The organism is Paenibacillus sp. FSL H7-0942 (assembly GCF_045040715.1).
GTDB lineage: Bacteria > Bacillota > Bacilli > Paenibacillales > Paenibacillaceae > Paenibacillus > Paenibacillus amylolyticus.
In genome coordinates this window covers 6,612,153-6,634,320 of the sequence record NZ_CP150279.1, presented here as the reverse complement: position 1 = coordinate 6,634,320, position 22,168 = coordinate 6,612,153, and the positions used below count along the sequence as shown (strand labels likewise).

At 47.4% G+C, this 22,168-nt stretch carries 18 protein-coding genes; all 18 read left to right on the top strand.

What is annotated here, in order from left to right; all coding sequences use genetic code 11:
• The first annotated feature begins 386 nt into the window (after nt 1–386).
• The 18 genes from MHI48_RS29015 (at nt 387) to MHI48_RS28930 (ending at nt 21,844) form a co-directional block, all read left to right on the top strand.
• The gene (locus MHI48_RS29015) at nt 387–2,144 is read left to right on the top strand and encodes a sensor histidine kinase (protein WP_081745844.1); all 1,758 of its coding nucleotides are present in this window, start codon (nt 387–389) and stop codon (nt 2,142–2,144) included.
• Nucleotides 2,141–2,923 carry a response regulator gene (locus MHI48_RS29010; protein ID WP_036606639.1) on the top strand — a complete coding sequence of 261 codons (783 nt, stop codon included), beginning with the start codon at nt 2,141–2,143 and terminating at the stop codon, nt 2,921–2,923. The genes MHI48_RS29015 and MHI48_RS29010 overlap by 4 nt, the downstream gene beginning before the upstream one ends.
• A 126-nt stretch (nt 2,924–3,049) precedes the next feature.
• Nucleotides 3,050–4,369, top strand: coding sequence for an extracellular solute-binding protein (locus MHI48_RS29005; RefSeq protein ID WP_036606641.1), 1,320 nt, complete (start codon nt 3,050–3,052; stop codon nt 4,367–4,369).
• Nucleotides 4,370–4,407: 38 nt separating this feature from the next.
• A complete protein-coding gene (locus MHI48_RS29000) occupies nt 4,408–5,289 on the top strand; it encodes a carbohydrate ABC transporter permease (RefSeq protein ID WP_036606643.1) in 882 nt (293 codons plus the stop codon).
• A 193-nt stretch (nt 5,290–5,482) separates the two neighbouring features.
• Nucleotides 5,483–6,370, top strand: a complete 888-nt coding sequence (locus tag MHI48_RS28995; protein ID WP_405142521.1) for a carbohydrate ABC transporter permease — start codon at nt 5,483–5,485, stop codon at nt 6,368–6,370.
• A 236-nt stretch (nt 6,371–6,606) separates the two neighbouring features.
• Entirely contained in the window at nt 6,607–8,016 is a 1,410-nt protein-coding gene (locus tag MHI48_RS28990) for an MATE family efflux transporter (RefSeq protein WP_036671595.1), read from the top strand.
• Nucleotides 8,017–8,283: 267 nt separating this feature from the next.
• Nucleotides 8,284–9,162: an AraC family transcriptional regulator gene (locus tag MHI48_RS28985; protein WP_036671682.1), complete on the top strand. Its 879-nt coding sequence runs from the start codon at nt 8,284–8,286 to the stop codon at nt 9,160–9,162.
• Nucleotides 9,163–9,247: 85 nt separating this feature from the next.
• Nucleotides 9,248–10,087 carry an Rpn family recombination-promoting nuclease/putative transposase gene (locus tag MHI48_RS28980; RefSeq protein WP_036671594.1) on the top strand — a complete coding sequence of 280 codons (840 nt, stop codon included), beginning with the start codon at nt 9,248–9,250 and terminating at the stop codon, nt 10,085–10,087.
• A gap of 213 nt (nt 10,088–10,300) precedes the next feature.
• Complete coding sequence (locus MHI48_RS28975) at nt 10,301–11,011, top strand: response regulator transcription factor (RefSeq protein ID WP_036671592.1); 711 nt, start codon at nt 10,301–10,303, stop codon at nt 11,009–11,011.
• Complete coding sequence (locus MHI48_RS28970; protein WP_405142518.1) at nt 11,008–12,513, top strand: ATP-binding protein; 1,506 nt, start codon at nt 11,008–11,010, stop codon at nt 12,511–12,513. Before MHI48_RS28975 ends, MHI48_RS28970 begins: the two co-directional genes overlap by 4 nt.
• A gap of 60 nt (nt 12,514–12,573) precedes the next feature.
• Complete coding sequence (locus tag MHI48_RS28965; RefSeq protein WP_405142516.1) at nt 12,574–13,680, top strand: hypothetical protein; 1,107 nt, start codon at nt 12,574–12,576, stop codon at nt 13,678–13,680.
• A 239-nt stretch (nt 13,681–13,919) separates the two neighbouring features.
• Entirely contained in the window at nt 13,920–14,807 is an 888-nt protein-coding gene (locus MHI48_RS28960) for a rhodanese-related sulfurtransferase (RefSeq protein ID WP_036606654.1), read from the top strand.
• A 12-nt stretch (nt 14,808–14,819) separates the two neighbouring features.
• On the top strand, nt 14,820–15,467 hold the full coding sequence (locus tag MHI48_RS28955; RefSeq protein ID WP_081745846.1) for a metalloregulator ArsR/SmtB family transcription factor: 648 nt from the start codon (nt 14,820–14,822) through the stop codon (nt 15,465–15,467).
• Nucleotides 15,468–16,199: 732 nt separating this feature from the next.
• A complete protein-coding gene (locus MHI48_RS28950; protein ID WP_036671590.1) occupies nt 16,200–17,249 on the top strand; it encodes an ABC transporter substrate-binding protein in 1,050 nt (349 codons plus the stop codon).
• Between the two features lie 150 nt (nt 17,250–17,399).
• Complete coding sequence (locus MHI48_RS28945; RefSeq protein ID WP_051154091.1) at nt 17,400–18,260, top strand: ABC transporter permease; 861 nt, start codon at nt 17,400–17,402, stop codon at nt 18,258–18,260.
• A gap of 2 nt (nt 18,261–18,262) precedes the next feature.
• Nucleotides 18,263–19,057, top strand: coding sequence for an ABC transporter ATP-binding protein (locus MHI48_RS28940; protein WP_036606660.1), 795 nt, complete (start codon nt 18,263–18,265; stop codon nt 19,055–19,057).
• 192 nt (nt 19,058–19,249) lie between these two features.
• Nucleotides 19,250–20,428, top strand: a complete 1,179-nt coding sequence (locus tag MHI48_RS28935; protein ID WP_405142513.1) for a winged helix-turn-helix domain-containing protein — start codon at nt 19,250–19,252, stop codon at nt 20,426–20,428.
• A 69-nt stretch (nt 20,429–20,497) separates the two neighbouring features.
• Nucleotides 20,498–21,844 carry an MFS transporter gene (locus tag MHI48_RS28930; RefSeq protein ID WP_405142511.1) on the top strand — a complete coding sequence of 449 codons (1,347 nt, stop codon included), beginning with the start codon at nt 20,498–20,500 and terminating at the stop codon, nt 21,842–21,844.
• Nucleotides 21,845–22,168: the final 324 nt, after the last annotated feature.

Below are 22,168 nucleotides of genomic sequence, written 5' to 3'. Positions count from 1 at the left end.
ACTAAGAGAGAAGAAGAGTAAGGTTCATTTCTGCAAGCGCTTTAACTATATAAATGAACTAAACATTTACACGAGAACGGAGAGGGCAGAAATAACCTGAAAAAGCGGAGCTAAAGGCTTTCTGAAAGAAAGCTGCATCGGAAGCATATGCTTCGCCTTTATCACCGGATTTTCCCCTTTAAAAAGGGAATCAAAAAATCTGGGGATAACAGCGATTGGAAGGTTATTCTGTCATCGTAGTGGCTAGTGTAAATATTCTTTTGTTCATTTTATATAGAAGAACTGAATACGTAGATAATCCGGCATCGTTTGTACCCAGTCTTCAAGAGCACGGGCGTAAGGTGGTGGGTTCTTTTACATGCCAAAAAGAGAGGAGAATGGGGAAGTTGCACGGGAAAAAAGGACATTTTAACTCACTTCGGAATCAGATTTTCATTGGTTTCGTTATGGTGATGCTTGTTGTTCTGCTGCTCGCAGGCATATCGGCTTATGATCGGGTAGCTGCTTTGCTGAAAAGCAATGCGGAGAAACATATTCACCAAACCGCCGTCCAAGCCAGTGGCAGATTGGATGCAATCATTGCACAAGTGAATTCGCTGACCGCCCAGGTGGCGGATGATGCATATGTGCAACGTCTGCTCAGCGATGAGAAGCAGGGCAACCCGGCTACCTTTAATCAGCGGCAAGCTCTCTTGCAGATTGCAGGCAGTTATCAGTCTTTCATCAACGGCGCGCAAAGTATGGAGATATACACTACGGGTTATAACCGCATCTTTCCGATGGATGACCGATCCCTCGATCTCAGAGTGGAGCGCAACTGGATCAACCTGGCGGATGAAGGAAAAGGCAGACTGGTATGGGCAGGTGCTGACCCTGAAGATCCGGGTGTGCTTCTGGCTATTCGACGGATTAACCTGCTGGATCATTCTTTCGAACATGGAGGTTATGTGGTGGTGCGGATGCAGCGCAGTTTTTTTCAACTCAATGATTCGAATGGGGCAGATGGTTCGCAGGACTCTATCATGCTCTTGGATGGGGTGGGCGAAGTGGTGACTTCCGATCTGGAGATCAATCTCGATCCCAAAGCCATATTGGACAGTGGATCAGTCGTGCAGAACGGGGAGGAATCCTATATCGTCGTCCGGCAAAAATCGGAGTTAACGGGATGGACACTTGCTGTCCTGACCCCGCTGCGGGAGACAACGGAAGGTGTATCCATCTTGAGAACGGCGCTGCTCGTTTCGGGAATGATTGGTGTTGTTCTGTTCCTTATCATGTCCTTCTTTCTGTCCACAATGATTACACGTCCGCTCATACGTCTGATGAGGGCCATGCGCAGTGCACAGCCGGGAGCAATGAGACCTAATCTAATGGTTAGCTCTACGATGGAGATCAATGAACTCAACGACGTATATAACCAGATGGTCTACAGGCAGAATGAATTGACCCGTGTGGTTCATGAGAAGGAGGTCATGCAGTCCCGGGCCGAGTTGAAGGCGTTGCAATCTCAGATTAATCCCCATTTTCTATTCAACACGCTGGAAGCGTTCTATTGGTCCCTTGAGGAGAAGGGAGACGAGGAGATGGCACGTATGGTGGTGGCGATGTCCCGATTATTTCGCTACATCATCTCCAGTTCGCAGCAGGATGAATGGGTTACGATTGCCGACGAGCTGGAACACGCCGAGCGTTATCTTCAAATTATGCAGATGCGGTTGGGAGAGAGAATGCAATGGGAGATTCAGCTGAGTGATGCGGTGCGTAAGGTCGCAATACCGAAACTTCTTATACAGCCCTTAGTTGAAAATGCGATTCTTCATGGGGTTGAAAGTAAACTGGGCCCGGGAAAGATAAGCGTCCATGTGGATGCTTCGACCGAGAAAAATCTGGTTCGCATTGAGGTTCGGGATGATGGTCCCGGTATGGATGAATTACGGCTTCAATCTGTCATTCATGCTTTACATGGCGGGCCCGCTGTATCTAACAAGGGTACAGGCGTAGGTCTAATCAACGTACATCGGCGACTGAAGCTTTACTTTGGCAGCCAACTTGGCGAACGTTGCAAGCTTTCTATAACAAGTAAGGTTGGGGAAGGAACTGTCATTTGCTTTGAGATTCCCATGGGAACGGAGGGGTGCATATGATTCATGACAAAACGATTCTTATCGTGGATGATGAGCCGCGTACAAGAGAGGGTATTCGCAAAACACTGGAAGGATGGTCGGCAGGACGAAATCACATTCAGACTGCAGAAAGTGGCGTCGAGGCTGTGGAATGGCTCAAGAAAAAGCCGGCAGATCTGTTAATAACGGATATTCGCATGCCGGAATTCTCTGGCTTGTCTCTGATTGAAGCCATTCAACATTTTTCGAACAAGCCTGTTGTCCTGATTATGTCGGGGCATGCCGATTTTCAATACGCCCAGCAGGCCATTAAGCTGGGTGTTGTGGAGTATATGTTGAAACCGATTGATAAGGAACAATTGCTGCAGACCGTCGAAAAAGCCCTAAAGTTCAGCGAACAACAGAGACGTATTCAAACGATGCAGGAAATGGTTGACCCCAAGCTGCTGGATGTTAAGGAGCGAGGGGAACAGAGGCTCAATAGCCAGATCAGTGAAGCTTTGACCTATGTGGATGCTCATCTGGGTGAACATGTGACCATGCGTGAAATCGCTGATTTACTCCATCTCAACTCCAGTTACTTCAGCGTATTGTTTAAGGAACAGATCGGCATCAATTTTAGTGAATACCTTACCCGCAAACGCATTCAGCGCGCGAAGGAGTTGCTTGTGCAGACAACGATGCCAATCTCGGAGATTGCGGAACAGGTGGGTTATCAGACGGATAAGTATTTTATCACAGTATTTAAAAGTCTTGAGGGGCTTAGTCCAAGCAAATATCGGCATTCCCTATCTGAATGAAATAACAAATAACCTCAAAAAAGTGGAGTTTTTCCAAATTACTCTGGTCTTATAGGTGTGATAGGCCCGTGCTACAATTTGGTTAAAGCGGTTACATTAACCGAAAAAACCAAGGGGGTTGGAATAATGAGCAAAAAGACGATGGCCATTCTTCTGTCATGGACGCTGGTTCTCGCCGTAATTTTATCCGGATGTAACAGTTCAAGTTCGGATGAAGAGGGTGAAACAGGCAGCAACGGCACAGATGGGAAAGTAACCCTCAAATTCATGCACCTCTGGCCAGCAGGCAGTTCCGCACAGCAAAACAAACTGGTCAACGATATCATCAAGCAGTATCAGACGGATCATCCGAATGTAACCATTAAGCAGGAAGTGCTGGAGAATGAACAATATAAGAACAAATTGAAAATTCTGTCGGCATCCAATGAACTTCCCGATGTTGGTGTAACTTGGGCTGCCGGATTTCTGGAGCCTTATGTGAAGGGGAACCTGTTCGCACCGGTCGATGATCTGCTGAGTGACTCTCTGGGCGAGAAATTCATAGCCGGAACAACAGAAGCTTATGCGATAGACGGTAAAACATATGCGCTACCAATTGAGTTGAATATCTCCCCCATTTATTATAACAAAGCCATTTTTGCAAAATATAACTTGCAGCCGCCAGCAACGTACGATGAATTCCTGAGTATGCTGAAGACACTGACAGAGAACGGTGAGGTGCCGATCGCACTGGGCAATAAAGACCGCTGGACTGGCTCACTCTGGTATATGTATCTGGCGAATCGGTTAGGTGGAGATGCACTGGAAAAGGCCATCAATGGCTCTGGCAAGTTTGACGATCCTGCGCTGACTCAAGCTGCTGCCGAGGTACAAAAACTGGTGGATATGAATGCTTTCAACAAAGGCTTCAACGGGTTGTCTAACGATGAGGGCAAATCCGAATTCATGAACGAAAAAGCTGCCATGTATCTGATGGGTACCTGGGAACTGCCAAACTTTACGACCAACCCGGACATCCCGCAGGAATTCAAGGACAAGATCGGATTTTTCAAATTCCCAACAATGGAAGATGGCAAGAGCGATATTAACAGCTGGGTAGGTGGTCCAGGTGTAGGACTGTTCGTGGCCCAGAACTCCAAAGTGAAGGAAGAAGCGCAGAAGTTTGTGCAATACTTTGTGGAAAAATGGGGTGAAAGTTCGGTAACTGAAGCAGGCGTCATCCCGGCAACCAAAGTGGATACAGCTGCAGTACAGCTACCACAGCTTTACATTGACCTTCTCAACGAATTGAATCAGGCCAGCAGCCTTACACTCTTTGCAGACGTACAGATGAAACCGGCAGCCGCTCAGGCACATCTGGACATGATTCAGGCGTTGTTTGGCAAAGCGGTAACACCGGAGGACTTTGTGAAGAATCATCAGGCTGCAATTGATAAAGGCAATTGACGTACACACGTTTGAACGCTTGAAGGGAGGATAATGTGATGGACAAAGTCATGTCCAACCGTCTCGTTGCTGCGTTGTACGTGCTTCCTGCACTGCTTCTGCTGCTGGTCTTGGTCTACATCCCGATCGTGCTCACCGGGTATTATGGGTTGATGCAATGGGACGGGATCGGTGCAATGACCTTTATTGGATTGGATAATTACGCCAGACTTCTTCAAGACGGAACATTCTGGCAGAGTGCGAACCATACTTTTTTGCTTGCTTTGTTCTCTGCGCTGAGTCTGATCGGTTATCTGATGATCGCTTTGGTGCTGTCAGGCAAGATCAAGGGGGCCAATCTGTTCCGCAAAATATATTTGATCCCGATGCTGCTGTCTTCGGTCGCGATCGCCCAGTTATGGCTGAAGATCTATCATCCCAGCAATGGTGTGCTGAACACCTTTCTGGAAGCGATCGGCTTCAGCAATCCGCCAGCCTGGCTGGCGGAGCCATCACTGGTGCTGTATGCACTGTTCGTACCGATTCTATGGCAGTATGCAGGCTTCTATATTTTGATCTATTATGCGGCCCTCAAAAATATTCCGGAATCTCTGGTGGAAGCAGCCCGGATTGATGGGGCAAGTCCTTGGCAGATCGCTTTTCGAATCAAGCTGCCCCTTATTACAGAAGTCATCAAGGTGACTGTGGTACTGGCTGTGGTGGGCTCACTCAAGTATTTTGACCTCATTTACGTGATGACCGATGGCGGACCAAATGGCTCCAGCGAAGTGATGGCCTCCTATATGTATCGTCAGGCGTTCCGTAGCTTCGACTTTGGTTACGGCAGTGCTGTAGGGTTCTTCCTGCTCTTGATCTGTCTGCTTGTTACCTGGCTGCTTCGTAAAGCGACAGCATCCAAAGATACGATCCAGTATTCCTGACGCTAGTTCGTGTCTGAAAACTCGCTGAAGTGCATCCTTTTACCGCCTTTTCGCCCCCTGCTGCGTCACTTTCCCTTGACGTGCCCCGGCACGCCTGCGGAAAATTTCCTTGCTTGGAACGAAAATTCGGCAAAATCTGCCACCTTCGGAGTTTCCAGACACGCCCTAGTGAAATGAAAGGAGGTCCATCCCGGTGAAGACGGATACGGCCGTTAGATTGTCAACTTACCCGGGGACAAGCCGAGGTTCGGCATGGTTAAGGAGATTTGGATATATTCTGCTGTATTTCCTATTGTCCCTGGTAGCTTTACTGCAAATTTTACCTTTGGTATGGCTGCTGTTATTCTCGCTTAAAAATAATCAGGAAGTATTCGACATGGCGCCTTTTTCCCTTCCTGCTACTCCGCGTTGGGAAAACTATGTCAAGGTATGGACAGAGGGAAATATCAGCTTGTACTTCTTCAACAGTGTATGGATTACGGTGGTCTCGGTGGTGATCACCGTGCTGTTCGCCAGTCTGGTGACCTTTGCCATTACACGTATGCGCTGGAAGGGTCGTTCGCTGGTGCTGGGGCTGTTCATGGTGGGTCTGATGATCCCTGTACACTCCACGTTGATCCCGCTGTTCAGCTTGTTCCTGAAGCTTCATCTCACAGATCATCCTTTGTCAGTCATCCTGTCTTATATTGCCTTTAATATGCCAATTACCATTATGATTCTACTTGGATTCTACTACGCTCTCCCCCGGGAAGTGGAAGAAGCCGCAGTGATGGATGGTTGCTCCGTGCATCGGATTTTCTTTCGGATTGTGCTGCCGATGACGTCTTCGGTCATTTCCACAACGGCGATCATTAACATGATCTATAACTGGAATGAATTCATCTTTGTTAATACGTTCATCAGTACAGATTCGTACAAAACCCTGACTGTTGGGGTACAGAACTTTATTGGTCAATACACAACGGATTGGGGAGCCATTGGTGCAACGCTGATGATTAGCATTATGCCAATCCTGATTGCTTTTCTCATCTTGAGTAATCGAATTGTGGAGGGCATTGCTGCGGGTTCTGTTAAAGGTTAAAAGGTTGAGGGTCCAAGGTCCTTCCATTACTTGCTTAAAAGCGAGTTGGGAGGGGCCTTTTTTGTCTTCTGAAACATCTGATAAGCTTACGGAAATGGGGCTTTATGAAAGTGGTGAAAATACCTATTTATGGAATTACAAAAAACTTTCAACTATTTTCGCAAAACTACTGCATTTTCAAACCACCTGTGCTAACATACCCTAAGAATTAAAGCCCACATGGGAAAGGTGAGAAAATGACAGCAATATCCTCAACCAAAGAGTCCCTTCGTTCTGATGCCAAGGATCTGAATCTGATTCGACTTACATGGCCTATTTTCTTGGAACTCTTCTTATTTATGTTGATGGGGAGCGTGGATACGCTCATGCTCAGCTCGGTATCCGATAATGCGGTCTCCGGCGTTGGAGCAGCCAATCAGATTATTTCTATCGCTATCCTTGTATTGGAAGTCATTGGACATGGTGCTGCGATTGTAGTCGCACAATATATCGGATCCAAAAAGTTAAGTGAAGCAGCACAAGTTACGGGTAATGCGATCACACTGAATCTTATCGTAGGTCTGGTCCTGAGCGGAATCTTCCTTCTGTTCGGAGGACATTTGTTATCACTCCTGAACATTCAAGGCGAAATTTATGATTTTGCCCGTTCGTATATAAATATAGTCGGTGGCGGTATCTTCCTTCAGGCGCTCATTAATGCGCTGGCTGCGACGATTCGTACACATGGTTACACCAAAGAAACGATGTATGTTGCTGTATTCATGAACGTGATTCACGTTGTTGGTAACTATGCATTGATCTTTGGCCATTTCGGCCTGCCGAAGCTTGGGGTGGAAGGGGCAGCGATCTCCACGGTGGGAAGCCGTTTTATCTGCCTGCTGATCTTCTTCTGGTTGTTGTATCGTGTGAGCGAGGTGCGGGTGGATTTTGAATACTACATTAAGTTATCCAAGAAATTCATTGGCAAAATTCTGCGGATTGGCATTCCGTCTGCGATGGAATCGATGGTATATCATTCCTGCCAGCTCGTGTTCACGCTGTATGTGACCTATCTGGGCGCAGAAGCTATGGCAACCAAGCAGTATGCGGGTAACATCTCCAGCTATATCTACTTGTTCAGCATGGCAATTGGTATGGGGACATCGATCATTGTAGGTCGGCTTGTGGGTGCGCGGCGTAAAGACGATGCGTACAAACGTGTTTTTGACAGTGTAAAATGGGCCCTTCTGGCCACGGTTATCATTGATGTAATCATCATTTTTTTCCGTGTGCCACTGATGAGCATCTTTACGGATAATCCGGAAATTATCAAGCTGGGGGCTCAAGTGATTCTGCTCAGTCTTTTGCTCGAAACCGGACGTACCTGCAATATAGTGATCATTGGTTCCTTGCGTGCGGCAGGGGATGCAAAATTCCCGGTATACATGGGTTTGATCTCCATGGTCTGCATGAGTCTGCCACTGGGATATCTGCTCATATTCAAGCTTCATCTGGGACTCGCTGGTGTGTGGCTTGCCATTGCGGCGGATGAGTGGACCCGCGCGGTCATTATGTACTTCCGCTGGAAGAGTAGAGCTTGGGAGAAACATGAACTGGTGGAACATGATGACGAAGAGGTTGGTGCACAGCCGGTACCGGCTGTCTGACGAAGAATGATGTGCGGATAAACAAAGCAAAGATATAAATGAACCTGCTGTAGATCAATGAAGTGGCTCTACAGTAGCCACAGGGCAGCAGTTTCCCAGAAGAGTCAATTACGGACAGGATTCCATCCGTGATTGGCTCTTTTTTTCGTTATTGATAGAGGACAACCGAAGTGAAGATAGCAAAAATGATCAAAACGGCGGTTACACCATTCACGTATAGTAAGGATATGGAAGGGGGCTTTACCTCAGTTGAGCCGTTACCGTGCAATGATTCAGCAAAGTTTGTTCTATATTGAGACTCATCTGCATGAGCAGATTGGGCTGGAAGAAGTGGCGTCCGAGGCGTTGTTGTCGCCATATCACTACCATCGGATTTTCCGTAATGAGGTGGGCATGACCGTGGTGGATTATATCCGAAACCGTCGGATGAGTCTGGCGTCCACCACCCTCCGATCGACGGATGCGGGCATTTTGGACATCGCCCTGGCATGTGGTTTTGAGAGTCAGGAAGCCTTCACCCGTGCATTCCGCAAATTATATGGCATGCCACCAGGACGTTTTCGCAAATTGTTTGATCTGAAATTATTCGAAGGAAGAACCAGAGGAGGAGAATTACAGATGAATCAGACGTCAACAATTACAGGTTGGATGTTAACCGGAAGTCACCCGCAGAATTATGAGATGGGTATTGATCCTGCTGAAGTGCATCAGGGGAAAGCTTCAGGATATTTGAAGGCCGTTACGCCGATGGAGCCTAACGAGTTCGCAACAATGATGCAACAGTTCAGAGCGGACAAGTATGTGGGCAAGCGGATGAAGTTATCGGGATTTGTGAAGACCGAGCATGTGGATGCATTCTGCGGATTATGGATGCGTGTGGATAATAACGTGCATGATGTACTTCAATTTGATAACATGCATGATCGGCCAATTACGGGTACGCAGCCATGGAATCAGTATAGTATTGTGCTTGATGTACCGGAGGGCAGTGCGGTCATTTCGTTTGGGGTTATTTTGAACGGCAAAGGAAAAGTGTGGGTCGACAGCTTCCGCTTCGAGGAGGTTGATCTGAACACACCACTGACACATATGGAGACAGAGTACGAGATGTCGGACGAGCCGCTGAATCTGTCATTTGAGGAGTAAATGCAATTTAAGTGCAGATCCATTATCAAGCTGAGGCTATATGGGAATTATGATATAATGCTGGTGAGAATGGAGCTGATGCTGAGTGACGGAATTACTCGATCCACGAGTAGATTTTGTGTTCAAACGCATTTTTGGAAGTGAGCAAAACAAAGATGTTTTGTTAGCTTTTCTGAACAGCACGTTTATAGAGACCGGCGAATCTCCTCTTACGGAGATCACTGTGGTTAACACGTATACAGATAAGGATAGTCCAGAGGATAAACAATCCATTCTGGATATTAAAGCCAAGACGTTAGAAGGCAAACTAATTAACATTGAAATGCAGCTGTTTAACCCGTATAACATGGAGAAAAGGACGTTGTTTTATTGGAGTGAGATGTACTTTCATCAGATAAAAAAGGGTGAAAACTATAGTCTACTCAAAAAATGCGTGACTATTAATATACTCAACTACTCCTGTCTGGATAATGAGCGATATCACAATGTTTTTCATTTACGAGAAGATCATACAGGTATTGGTTTGACGGATGATATCGAAATACATGTGATGGAACTAACCAAATTGGATGAGTATTCTGTTCCGATGGAAAAAGGCGGACTCGTGAATTGGTTATTATTCCTTAAAGGAATAGATACATCAAACTGGGAGGTGCTGGCCATGAATGAACCGATGTTGAAAAAGGCGATGGATACGCTGGAATTTCTGAGTCAGGATGCGTCCACCAGAATGGCCTACGATGCTCGAATGAAAGCATTGAGTGACGAAAAATCAATGATTGAAGGCGCACGAGCTGAAGGAGCGGCTGAAGGCAAGAGAGAAATGGCTCGTGAGTTACTCACACTTGGCGTAGATCTCTCAGCTATAGTTAAAGCATCTGGACTCTCTGAAGATGAAATTAAGAAGTTATTGCCTAAACAGTAACATGAAACGGGAATCTATAGATTAAGGGCTGATCCAATCACGGGTTGGCTCTTTTTGTCGTCATTGGGGTATAAAGAAAGTAGAGCCAAGTCCAAGCTGAGAGGATGAAAGCTTCTCATACAAATTGCAAACTCATCCATAGCTAAATCGCAAAGACCTTGCTAACATAGACCCATAAACTAACTCATGACATAGATAAAGAGGATGAATCCCATGAATAAAAAAGTGCTCGTGGTAGATGACGAATCAAGCATCGTCAGTGCCATTGCTTACGCGCTGCGGCGCGAAGGATATGAAGTAGATACTGCGAGTGACGGCGAAGAGGCCTTGGTCAAGGTCGCATCGTTTCATCCGCAGGTCATGATTTTGGACGTCATGATGCCAAGGCTTGATGGATATGGCGTATGCCGCAGGCTGGAGGACCGCGAGGATATCGGCATTATTTTGCTGACCGTCAAAAATGATATCGTGGACAAAATCGTTGGCCTGGAAATGGGCGCCGATGATTACATGACCAAACCATTCGAGATCCGTGAACTGCTTGCAAGGGTGAAAGCGCTCATGCGCCGTGTCGAGAAAAGCAGTCCACCACCTGACGATTCGAAGAATCAGGCCATCGTGAATGGCACACTGCGTATTCATGTTGCTCACCGCACGGTGACCGTGAATGAGGAGAAGCTGGATCTGACACCAAAAGAGTTCGACCTGCTGACCATTCTCATGTCCAATCCCGAGCGGGTGTATACACGAGACGATCTACTAGATCGAGTGTGGGGCATGGAGTATGCGGGTGGTACACGAACCGTAGACATTCACATCCAGCGTTTGCGTAAAAAAATTGGAGATACGGATCAGCAAAAATTACAGACTGTATACGGGATTGGCTACAAAGCATCTGCACCTGAAACAGGCGGGGCCATATGAGAGTCAGCATCAAGCTGAAGTTCAGTGTTTTTCTGGCTGCATTGCTTATCCTTACCGTGGTGGTGCTTAGTTCACTGGTTCTGCGCGGTATTGAGCGCAATCAGCAGTCACAGATTGAGGGTATTCTGTCCCAACAGACACGGCTGGTCAACTTGAACGTGAGACAAGCCTACTATACGGAGTCCGTTCATCTCGAACAGGACGTTTTTTTACAGCAAAACGGCCGCAGGCTTGCACAGGAACTAGCCAATTCTACCGGATTGCCCATTGCTCTCTATGATATGAAGGGCCAGCAAGTCGGTTCATCGATCAGCTCTGGGGAGAGTGCGATTGTTCAGGATACGCTCAACTATGCACTGCAAAATAAAATTGCCTATCATGAACAAGGGGATACCTTGCTCTACGCCGCACCACTGGACGGTCCGGATGGACAGATGGGTGCTGTATGGATGCAATATCCGGTCCAGAGCTACCATGAATTCTATACTCGCATCCTTCAATTGTTCATATGGGCGGGCATTGTCGTTGTTGCGCTGAGCTTCATATTAGGTTATCTGTTCTACAATCGGTTTGCCGTTGCAATTACCCGACTGAAGAGGTCCGCAGATTCCATTCGCGAAGGGAATTACATTACGGAGTCTCCTTTAAAGCGCAAGGATGAGTTGGGGGAGCTGGGGCAGGGCATTTATTATATGAGTACATCCATTCAGCAAAATATCACAGCCATGCATGCGGAGCAGCAGAAGCTGCAACTGGCGATTGAGAAACTTCAAGCGCTGGAACAGCAGCAGAAACAATATATCGGTAACATCAGCCATGAATTCAAGACACCACTGACATCGATCAAAGCTTATGTGGAGCTGCTCGACATGTATAAGGATGATCCGCAACTGCTTGATGATGCCACGAGTAACATTGGCAAAGAAACGGAGCGGCTGTACGAGATGGTCGAGAAAGTCTTACATTTATCTGCTCTGGAGAAGTATGACTTCGAGAACCAGGCCGAAGATGTAGAGGTCAGCGCTCTACTGAAGGATGCCTGTGGCCGGATGCGTGGGAAAGCGGAGAAGTTTGCGCTGAACATGGAACTGGATCTTGAACCGGCGGTGATCCGCAGCGATCGGGAGAGTCTTATGCATATTTTCATCAACATGCTGGATAATGCCATCAAATATAACGTTCCGGATGGTGTGATCCGGGTGAAGAGTGAACTGCGGATGCAGGAGCGTCAAGCGATCATTCGCATCTATAACTCGGGTACGCCAATTCCGGCAGAGGCGCGGGAGAAGATTTTTGAACCCTTTTACACCGTGAACAAAGACAGAGCCAGAAAAACCGGTGGAACCGGACTGGGGCTATCTCTCGTGAAGCAGTTTGTTGAAAAACAGGGCGGTACAATCACCCTGCTGTCGAGTGATCCAGAAGATGGGGAAGGTGTGACGTTCCAGCTCATGTTCCCTTTGGCTGATTCAAGTTTACAAGTTCGAAACAAGTCTGAATAACTTTGGAAGTATGCGATGTATATGCTTGGTCTATAGCAAGAGAAACCAGGGGGGACCATCATGAATTGGAAACAAGCAGCTTTGGGCACGTTCGGAGCCATTGCCCTGTTAACGACAGCGGCATGTGGGGGAATAACGGAGCCGGGGGGCAACGCACAAGGTGGGAAAACGGGCACGGATATTACGGTAAAAGATAATACCAACACGTCCGTGTACCAGAGCTTCAAGCTGGAGAAGATTGATAAATTGCCGAATATGCGCGGAATTGCATGGCTTAGTGATGATTGGATTGTATCCGACAAGGAGAACAAGTCCTTGAAACCCGTCATGGTTGAAGGCCAGGAAAGATACCCGCACAACTTATATATGTATGATCTGACGAAAGGCACCGACACGCCGCTCAAGGAAAGTGAAGCCAGTCTGGGTGCACCGCTGGTGTCACCGGATGGTCAGTATCTGTTTTACCGGGAACCGGAGGAAAATACGGGTAAAGGCTACTTCCTGAATCTGCATAACGGGGAGACAACCCCTGCTGGCAAGGAGGATGGATTTATCCAAGAGGGCGCGTGGCTGGATAATGAACATGTCGTTTTCCCAAATATGAAGGGTGATCTGATCTCGGCAAGTGTGGACGGTACAACAAAGATACTGGTGGAAACAGGTAATTTCAATGTACGGAGTATCAAGGTGTCAGGCGATATGCTCTATTATATTACGGGCGAGGACGGCCAGTTGAATGCATACGATGCGAAGACGGGTGACGTAAAACAGGTGCTGAAGAGTGTGGAGTGGGTCATCCCATCTAATGATGGAACAAGGCTTGCGATTGTGAAAAGAACGGCGGATACCAAACGGGCGCTGGTGCTCACCGATCTGGAAGGCAATGAGAAGGCCACGCTTGCCAGAGGTACACAGATTTTCGGCACAAGCTGGTCGGGTGATGATTCCAAGATTGCGTATACGATCAATTCCGAGAATGATAATGAGAAAGGGCTGTTTGTCTCCAACACGGAGTCAGCAGAACAGTTCCAGATCTCGGCGGATATGGACAACGCTTCTGACCCACTCGCCTGGAGCCCGAAAGGAAATAAAATCCTGTTATCGCAGGCGGTATTGGAGAATGAATCGTATCACTTTGTAACCTCGGTCATTACGATCTCGGAATAGGGTGAATGGTGCAGAAAGATATGTTCCATATCTTTCATGCCTTTCTATACATTTATATTGACTAAGCTGTTCCGCTTCCGATAAACTAGAATGCAGGAATAAAAGTCGAATGTCAGGCAGCAGTTCGAGACGATGTTTCGGGCGGCTGTTTATTTTCTTTTTAACAGTAAGGGTGCAACGTAGTCGTCTTGCCGGATGATCCGGCTAATAACAACATGGAATAGGAACAGGTGATATACATGTGTAACAGCGCGTACCGCGTGCTTTTATATTATAAGTTCGTGAAGATTGAAGACCCAGAGACGTTTACACAAGAGCATCTGCAATACTGTAAGGACCTGGGTGTGAAAGGCCGTATTCTGATCGCATCCGAAGGCATTAACGGTACGGTATCCGGAACGCCAGAACAGACGGAACAGTACATGAAAGATATGCTGGCTAATCCGCTGTTCAGCGACATGGTGTTCAAGATTGATGATGTCGAGGAGCATGCGTTCAAAAAAATCTTTGTTCGTCACAAAGCAGAGCTGGTAACCTTCCGTGTGGAAGATGAACTTGACCCAAATGTGACTAGCGGCAAACGCCTTTCGCCGAAAGAGTTCCATGAACATCTACAACGTGATGACGTTATCGTTATCGATGGTCGCAATGATTATGAATACGAAATTGGTCACTTCCGTGGGGCCATTCGTCCAGATGTTGAGTCGTTCCGTGAGTTTCCGGAGTGGATCCGTGAGAACCTGGGCGACATGAAGGACAAAACGATTATTACCTATTGCACTGGCGGCATTCGCTGCGAGAAGCTGACTGGGTTCATGATCAATGAAGGATTCCAGGATGTGGCTCAATTGGACGGCGGTATTGTCACGTACGGTAAAGATCCGGAAGTACAAGGCCATCTGTTCGATGGCAAGTGTTACGTGTTTGACGAGCGCATCTCTGTACCGATTAACCGGACAGAAGAGGATATTGTCATTGCTAGCTGTTATCACTGTGGAACGACACATGACCGATATATTAATTGTCCAACCTGCAACCTGCAGCATGTAAGCTGTGAGGATTGCGAAGAGACGCATAACCGCTTTTGCTCGGATGCCTGCCGGGAGGCAGCACCGGTACACGCATAAGCAGGAGAGCAGGTGCTGATCGTGAAGCGCGAAGAGGAACGAACGACGCGTGAACGGATTTTGTTCATGCTGAAGCAGCAAGGTACATTGACCGCAAGGGAAATGACAGCTGATCTGGGTCTGACTGGCATGGCCATTCGTCGTCATCTGACGGCACTGGAGCAGGACGGATGGATCGAGGTTCGGGAGGCCCGGGCTACGGCCGGACGTCCGTCCTCGGTGTACCAGCTGACGGTACGCGGGGACAGCTTTTTTCCAAAATCATATTCGTCCCTTACGCTGGAATTGCTTGAAGAATTGTCTGACTCTGCCGGTAGCGGTGTGGTGGATGCATTGTTCGAGAGTCGCCGGGACAAACTGCTTCGTAGCGGATTGCCACAGATGGAGGGCCAGGATCTGGCCGGACGGGTGGAGGAACTCGCGCGAATCCAGAATGCCAACGGATATATGGCGGATGCGTCCAGAGAAGACGATGGAACCTACGTCATTACGGAAATGAACTGCCCGATTGTGCAAGTCGCGAGTGTCTACAAACAGGCTTGCCGCTGTGAACTGGAACTGTTTCGCTCGCTACTTCAAGCTGAGGTGGAGCGTACCGAATGTTACGCCGATGGCGGCAAAAGGTGCAAGTATGAGATTCGCGAAGCGTCGGGAAATTAACTGGGTGAGAGTTTGAAAAAAAGATAATAAAAGATATTCAAAGTGTAAAGAAGAAGAGATGGTATCGAGTTTCGTCGAGGCCATCTCTTTTTTTATATCCTGCGTTACGTGAAACTGTATGAAAGAAATTTCTCTAACGAACCCTGTAGACGCTATTTTCCTCTCCAAAGATCTTTTCAAAATTTAACGAATCGTAAAGGCGCTATTTTGCTTAATTTGGCCGATTCTCGGTATCGAATTCTAATATTAGAATGAATAACGAGTATGAGGTTCGTTAGGATTTGCATATCGTGATTATTACCCCAATAAGATGTCTCGGGTTCGTTAGCATTGGAGAAAGGACAATTTTATTGTTTGGCGCTAACACGTTGGCTTGGTGCAGCTGGTCAACGTGAAGCGCTAAGCACATTACAGCTTCTTGACGAGCCATTCGCATAACTTGCGGGTTGCTTTTTTTATTTATGTAATGTTTTCTATCACAACCATACGATGAAAGTAAATTGGAAGCGGTTCAACCATTGACGGATATCAGGACGCCCCTTAATATTAGGGGAACAATAAAACACCAACACGGGTCATGGACTTCAGTCGCATGAGAAAAGTCTATATTTGTCTGCTTTTGTCGATCAAAGCAACAATGCGTTGAAGCGTTTGTTTTGTCCCGCCCTATCGTGTCAATGGAATCTCGATAAGGGTAACCACATTTTATAAGATGGAGAGGGGTTCTTACACATGAAAAAGAAATTTTGGATGTCACTGATGATGGTTGCTTCAATGATCGTTGCGGCAGGTTGCGGAAATAACAGCGGTACAGGTACGGAATCCGAAGGATCAGGGACTACAACAGGTGGAGGCAGCGAGGAAAAATCATACCAGATTGCCATCTCGCAGATTGTTGAACATCCATCTCTGGATGCTACACGTGAAGGATTCATCGCAGCCCTGAAGGAAGCGGGCATTGAAGAGAACAAGAACCTCAAAATCGATTACAATAACGCGCAAGGTGATTCGACGAACAACTTGTCCATTGCACAGAAAATCTCGGGTGATTCCAAAAATGATCTCGTACTCGGAATCGCAACACCATCTGCGCTGGCGCTGGCTCAACAAGTGAAGGACAAGCCATTGTTGTTCGCAGCGGTAACAGACCCGTTGGGTGCCAAACTGGTGACCGATATGGATAAGCCGGGCGGCAATGTTACAGGTGCATCCGATACGAATCCGGAGGCTATTGTACAATTGGCTGACTTTATCGCCAAAAATCTGCCGGATGTGAAAACGGTGGGCTTGGTCATTAACGAAGGTGAACCAAATGCGGTGGTTATGGCAGATAACGCTGAAAAAGCGCTCGCAACACATAATATCAAGCTGGTGAAAGCACCAGTTACGAATACATCAGAAGTAAAACAGGCTACGGATTCCCTCGTTGGCAAAGTAGATGCCTTCTACATTACACTGGATAATTCTGTCGTGAGTGCGGTTGATACGATCATCCAAACGGCAAACAGTAATAAAATTCCGTTCTTCTCCAGTGATCGGGATACTGTTGAAAAAGGAGCTTTTGCAACCGTTGGCTTCAAATATTATGACCATGGATATCAGGTTGGTGAGATGGCCGCGGACATTCTGAAAAATGGTACAAAACCTGGTGATATGAAAGTCACCGTTCCGGACAAACTGGATCTGATCCTGAACCTGAAAGCGGCTGAAGCCCAAGGTATCACGGTTACGGATGAGATGAAAGCGGAAGTTAAAGACCAGGAAAACAACATTATTCAATAATCTGACCGGAATGCAATCCGGCAGTATGGATGCGAGGCGGACATGCAACGGGTTCGCCTCATTCTTTTCGATAGACAGGGAGGAAGTAGTGTGAGTATAAGCTGGAATTCAATTGAAGGGGCGATCGAGCTGGGGCTTTTATACGCACTGATGGCACTTGGTGTGTATATTACGTTCCGCATACTCGATTTTCCTGACCTTACCGTAGACGGAAGTTTTACAACAGGAGGCGCAATCGCGGCGGTTATGATCTCCAATGACTTCTCTCCTTGGCTAGCCTGTTTGGCGGCAATGGCTGGCGGCATGGTGGCTGGGGCTTGTACAGGTCTGCTTCATACCAAAGGCAAAATCAACGGATTATTATCCGGGATTTTGATGATGATCGCGCTCTACTCCATTAATATGCGTATTCTTGGCGCACCGAATAAATCCATTATGGGTATGGATAATCCATTCTCAGGTGAGCATGTCATGGTGTTAATTATCATCGTGGTGCTGGTGTTTAAAATCATGCTTGATCTGTTCATGAAAACAGATGTTGGACTGGCACTCCGCGCGACAGGTGATAACAAACGTATGATTCGCAGCTTTGGTGCAAATACGGATGTGACTACCATTGTAGGTGTCAGCTTATCCAATGGATTGGTTGCCCTGTCTGGTGCATTCATTGCACAGCAATCAGGTTTTGCAGACATCACGATGGGCATCGGTATGATCGTTATTGGACTGGCTTCCGTCATTATCGGTGAGGCCATTCTTGGAGCAAGAACGGTATTCTGGGCTACACTTGCAGCGATCGTTGGTTCAATCATTTACCGGATTGTGGTCGCGCTTGCGCTTCAAGTGGAATGGTTTGATACATCTGATCTGAAGTTGATCACCGCGGTGATCGTTATTATTGCTCTTGTATTCCCAACGATGCAACGCTCCATGAAGCAGCGTAGTCTGGCTCGCAAACGAACGGAAGAGTTGATGCGATCCGGGGGTCATCAGGCGAAGGGAGGTATGTGATCATGCTGGAGATTACGCAAGTAACCAAGCTGTTCAACCCAGGTACAACGGATGAGAAGACCGCGCTGGTTGGTGTGAATCTGACAATGAATCCGGGAGACTTTGTGACGGTGATTGGCAGTAACGGAGCGGGTAAATCCACGCTGATGAACATCATTTCGGGTGTGATGAAGCCGGACATGGGTGATGTGCTGATCAATGACCGCTCCATTAAAAACCTGCCGGAGCATAAACGTAGCAGCTGGATTGGCAGAGTATTTCAGGACCCGATGGCAGGAACAGCACCACATATGTCCATTGAAGAGAATATGGCGATGGCATACAAACGTGGCAAAGGACGCGGACTGGGCTTCGGAGTTACCCGTGCCAGACGGGAGATTTTCAACACGCAACTGGAGAAGCTGGGAATTGGACTGGAAAAGCGGCCGAATGCAAAAGTGGGTCTCTTGTCTGGCGGAGAGCGCCAGGCACTTAGCCTGTTAATGGCTACGTTTACCCAGCCGCAAATTTTGCTATTGGATGAGCATACGGCAGCCCTTGACCCATCACGTGCCGAACTGATAACGGAACTAACGGAGACACTTGTGCGTGAGATGAGACTGACTACATTGATGGTGACGCACAATATGGAGCAGGCCATTCGTCTGGGTAACCGTCTGATCATGATGGACAAAGGCCGAATAATTCTGGATGTCAGCGAAGAGCGCAAGCGTACGTTGACTGTCCCTGAGTTGCTTGGTGAATTCGAACGGATTAGCGGCAAAAAAATGGCAGATGATCGTGTCGTGCTGGGTTAAGACAAGGGAACACTTGTTGGAAGAACAGATATACGTACCGTAACCCACAATCTAAGCCATCTATAAGATAGACGATAAAAACCTTTTGCGTTCTCGCAAAGGGTTTTTGTGGTATGTTGAACACGTTGAAAAAATGGAATGAATCTATACGATTTCGGATCAGCGAATTATACATAGTAGGAGGAACCAGGCATGTCTTTGCAATTGGATGAAGGGACATATACGGTAACACGGCGAACGGAATCCATTTGTCTACTCGCCAAGGAATTTGCACTGCTGCATTTCCTGTATGAAAACAAGGAGAAAGCCTTCACCCGCAGTCAACTGCTGGATCGGGTATGGCCGCTTGAATATCCGGTTGAACGCACTGTGGACGATCATATCTATCGCCTGCGCAAGAAATTGAAACGCTGGGATGAGATCCGTCTGGATACAGTAAGGGGCTATGGATATCGGCTTGCTGTGCATGAGAACAAGTCCGCTCTAACCGCTAGCCCCTCTGCTCAGGACCCAGAAATGCAGGAGGTCATTCACGGATTACTTCGTAAATATCACTTGTTTGGGCAGGGAAACGCCATACAGACCTTGGTCCAACAGCAGGAAACACTCGGTATTCAGATTGTCCCGTATTATCAGTTGTATATCCGTTTTATACAGGGAGATCTGGAATGGCTGATTACAACAAAGGAAATTCCCTTTGAGGAGCGTCTATACTGGCTACTGATTTTCGTGCACCCCCTGATCGAGCCAGCGGATAGTATACAGCTGTATGAGAAAGCTTTGAGTTCAGCTGCATTGTCTGCCGATCAGCTTCGCGAACTCCGCATTCTGAACATCGTTGAAGTTTATGTAGAGGTGGGCCAATATCAACGTGCCAAAGAGCAGCTGGAAGAAACATATCGTGTAATAGAGACTGACGAGCTCAAGAATTTCAGACTGCCTGTAGCACTTGCAGCGTTGTATGTGGAACTGTGGGGTGGCAGCGGCGAAGCTGTTGAGGCTCAGATGGCAGTCCTGCGAGCGGGATTGAAGGATGCACCCTATCTGCGAGAGATCGGACGTTTTCAGGTGATGGAAGGATTATGGTTACTTCGGCAGGGACGGATTCGTGAGGCAGAGTTAAGAATGGATGACGGTCTGGATGTATTGAAGATGTCGCTGAACGCACCGGTATATCTGAATGCTGCATATCAGATTCTCCTATTCCTGGGTCATCATCGAATCGAAGGCAGAATTCGCAGTAAGTATCGTCAAGTGTATGCAGAGATCGGCAAAAGTTACGTTGTACCCGCATATGGACAACAAATTGTAGATGAAATACGTAACTTTTTATCTCCTACCTCCCCATCCTCTGATCTTCCTCTGATATAACACCCTTATGATTACAGCCAAGGAACATACAGACCGCTAACGGCTGTAATCAAGGGAGGAAGTACATGTATGACCGTCATTTCAAATGAACCCACATCCAATGAATCCACCGAATCACCCGCCTCATCTGCGGAATCTTCCAAAAGCTTATGGACTAACCTCCAGTTTGTCCGCATGTTTATCGCATACTCACTGGCTACGTTTGGAGATTGGTTCGATGCACTTGCCATCCAGGTGATGGTGGCCTACCGCTGGGGCGCCGATCCGCTGATCATTGCCCTTATTCCTGTATGTATGGCTGTCCCAGGCATACTGCTGGGCTCCTTTGCAGGTGCTCTGGCTGATCGACTGCACAAAGTAAAGATCATGATCTTGTGTGACGTGATCACCGTGGGATTAACAGTTGCTATTTTATTCGCACCAAGCCCGGCTTGGCTGCTTCCACTTCTTGCCCTGCGGGCCATGATGGGAGTGTTCCACGTTCCAGCTCAGCAGGCGTTAACCCGCCAGGTGGTGGCAGAGGAGCATCTGTTTCAGGCATCGTCCCTAAACGGTTTTGTGAGCCAGTGTTCGAAAGTGGCGGGACCACTTCTAGGTGCAGTCATTTTGGCCTTCTTTTCACCACAAATCTGTATTGTCATTAATGCTTGTACCCGATTATTGTCAGGTGCGGTATTATGGCCCTTGCGGCGTTTGATGGAGAAGTCGGAGTCCGTTGAATCAGATGGAAGTGCTGCTAGTGAAAAAGATGGATCGGAATCTTTGTTCTCCCAGTGGAAGCAAGGCTGGCGTTTTATACAGAGCAGTCGCACCGTGCTGAGTACGATTTTGTTCGGCTGTTTTGGACTCATGGCCATTCTGATGATTGATTATCAGTTTACGACTCTGTTTCGGGAGATCAAGCCAGGTAATGAATCACTGCTCGGATGGTTGGGGTCTTCGGCAGGAGCCGGGGCAGTTTTCATCATTTTGTTGTTAAATCGCTTGCCTAGAATTGGGTATGGGTGGGGACTGGGTGGAGGATATCTGTTCGTGGGTGCTGGAATCGCTGCGCTGGGGTGGATCGGCCCACAAACACCCGAAATTTGGGTCATTATCTGGGGCCTCTGCATTGGGCTGGGTAATGGACTCTTTATGGTAACACTGAATTATTTGTTGCAAAAAGAGACCCCTTCTGCCTATGTAGGGCGCGTCTTTGGCATTCAAAACTCGTTATCCAGTGTTGTACTGGTTGTAGCTCCACTTGCAGGTGGAGCGCTCATTCGAGTTGCGGGGCCGAGCCCCACCTTTCAATATATCGGTCTCGCTACGCTGGTAATTGGTCTTGCCGGCATACTGCTACAACGTATCTTATGGGAGAGGAAACAGCCTCTCATAACGGAAGCCAAAGAGAACATTCCGCAGGAATCGGCCTGACAGCTTTGACCCGATTCCTAACATCATTGTATCCACAGTCAGACAACTAGCCGTATTAAAACTTGGGGCTCTCTTAATAGCTAGCTGTTCCTACCATAAAAGAGTGAGGAGATAATCATGGTTTTACCAAAGCCGAGAGAAGCGAACTTACATGTAAATAAGATACGACAAGCGTATCTTCAATATTTTAGGAATTGATGATGCATTACTTGATCCTGATATAGTTCCTTATCCTGAACATGAATAAGAGGAAAGAATCCGTGAATTATAGGTTACTAAACCCTGGAGCAGTGAGGCTCAACTATTTTCTTATAAAATGATTGT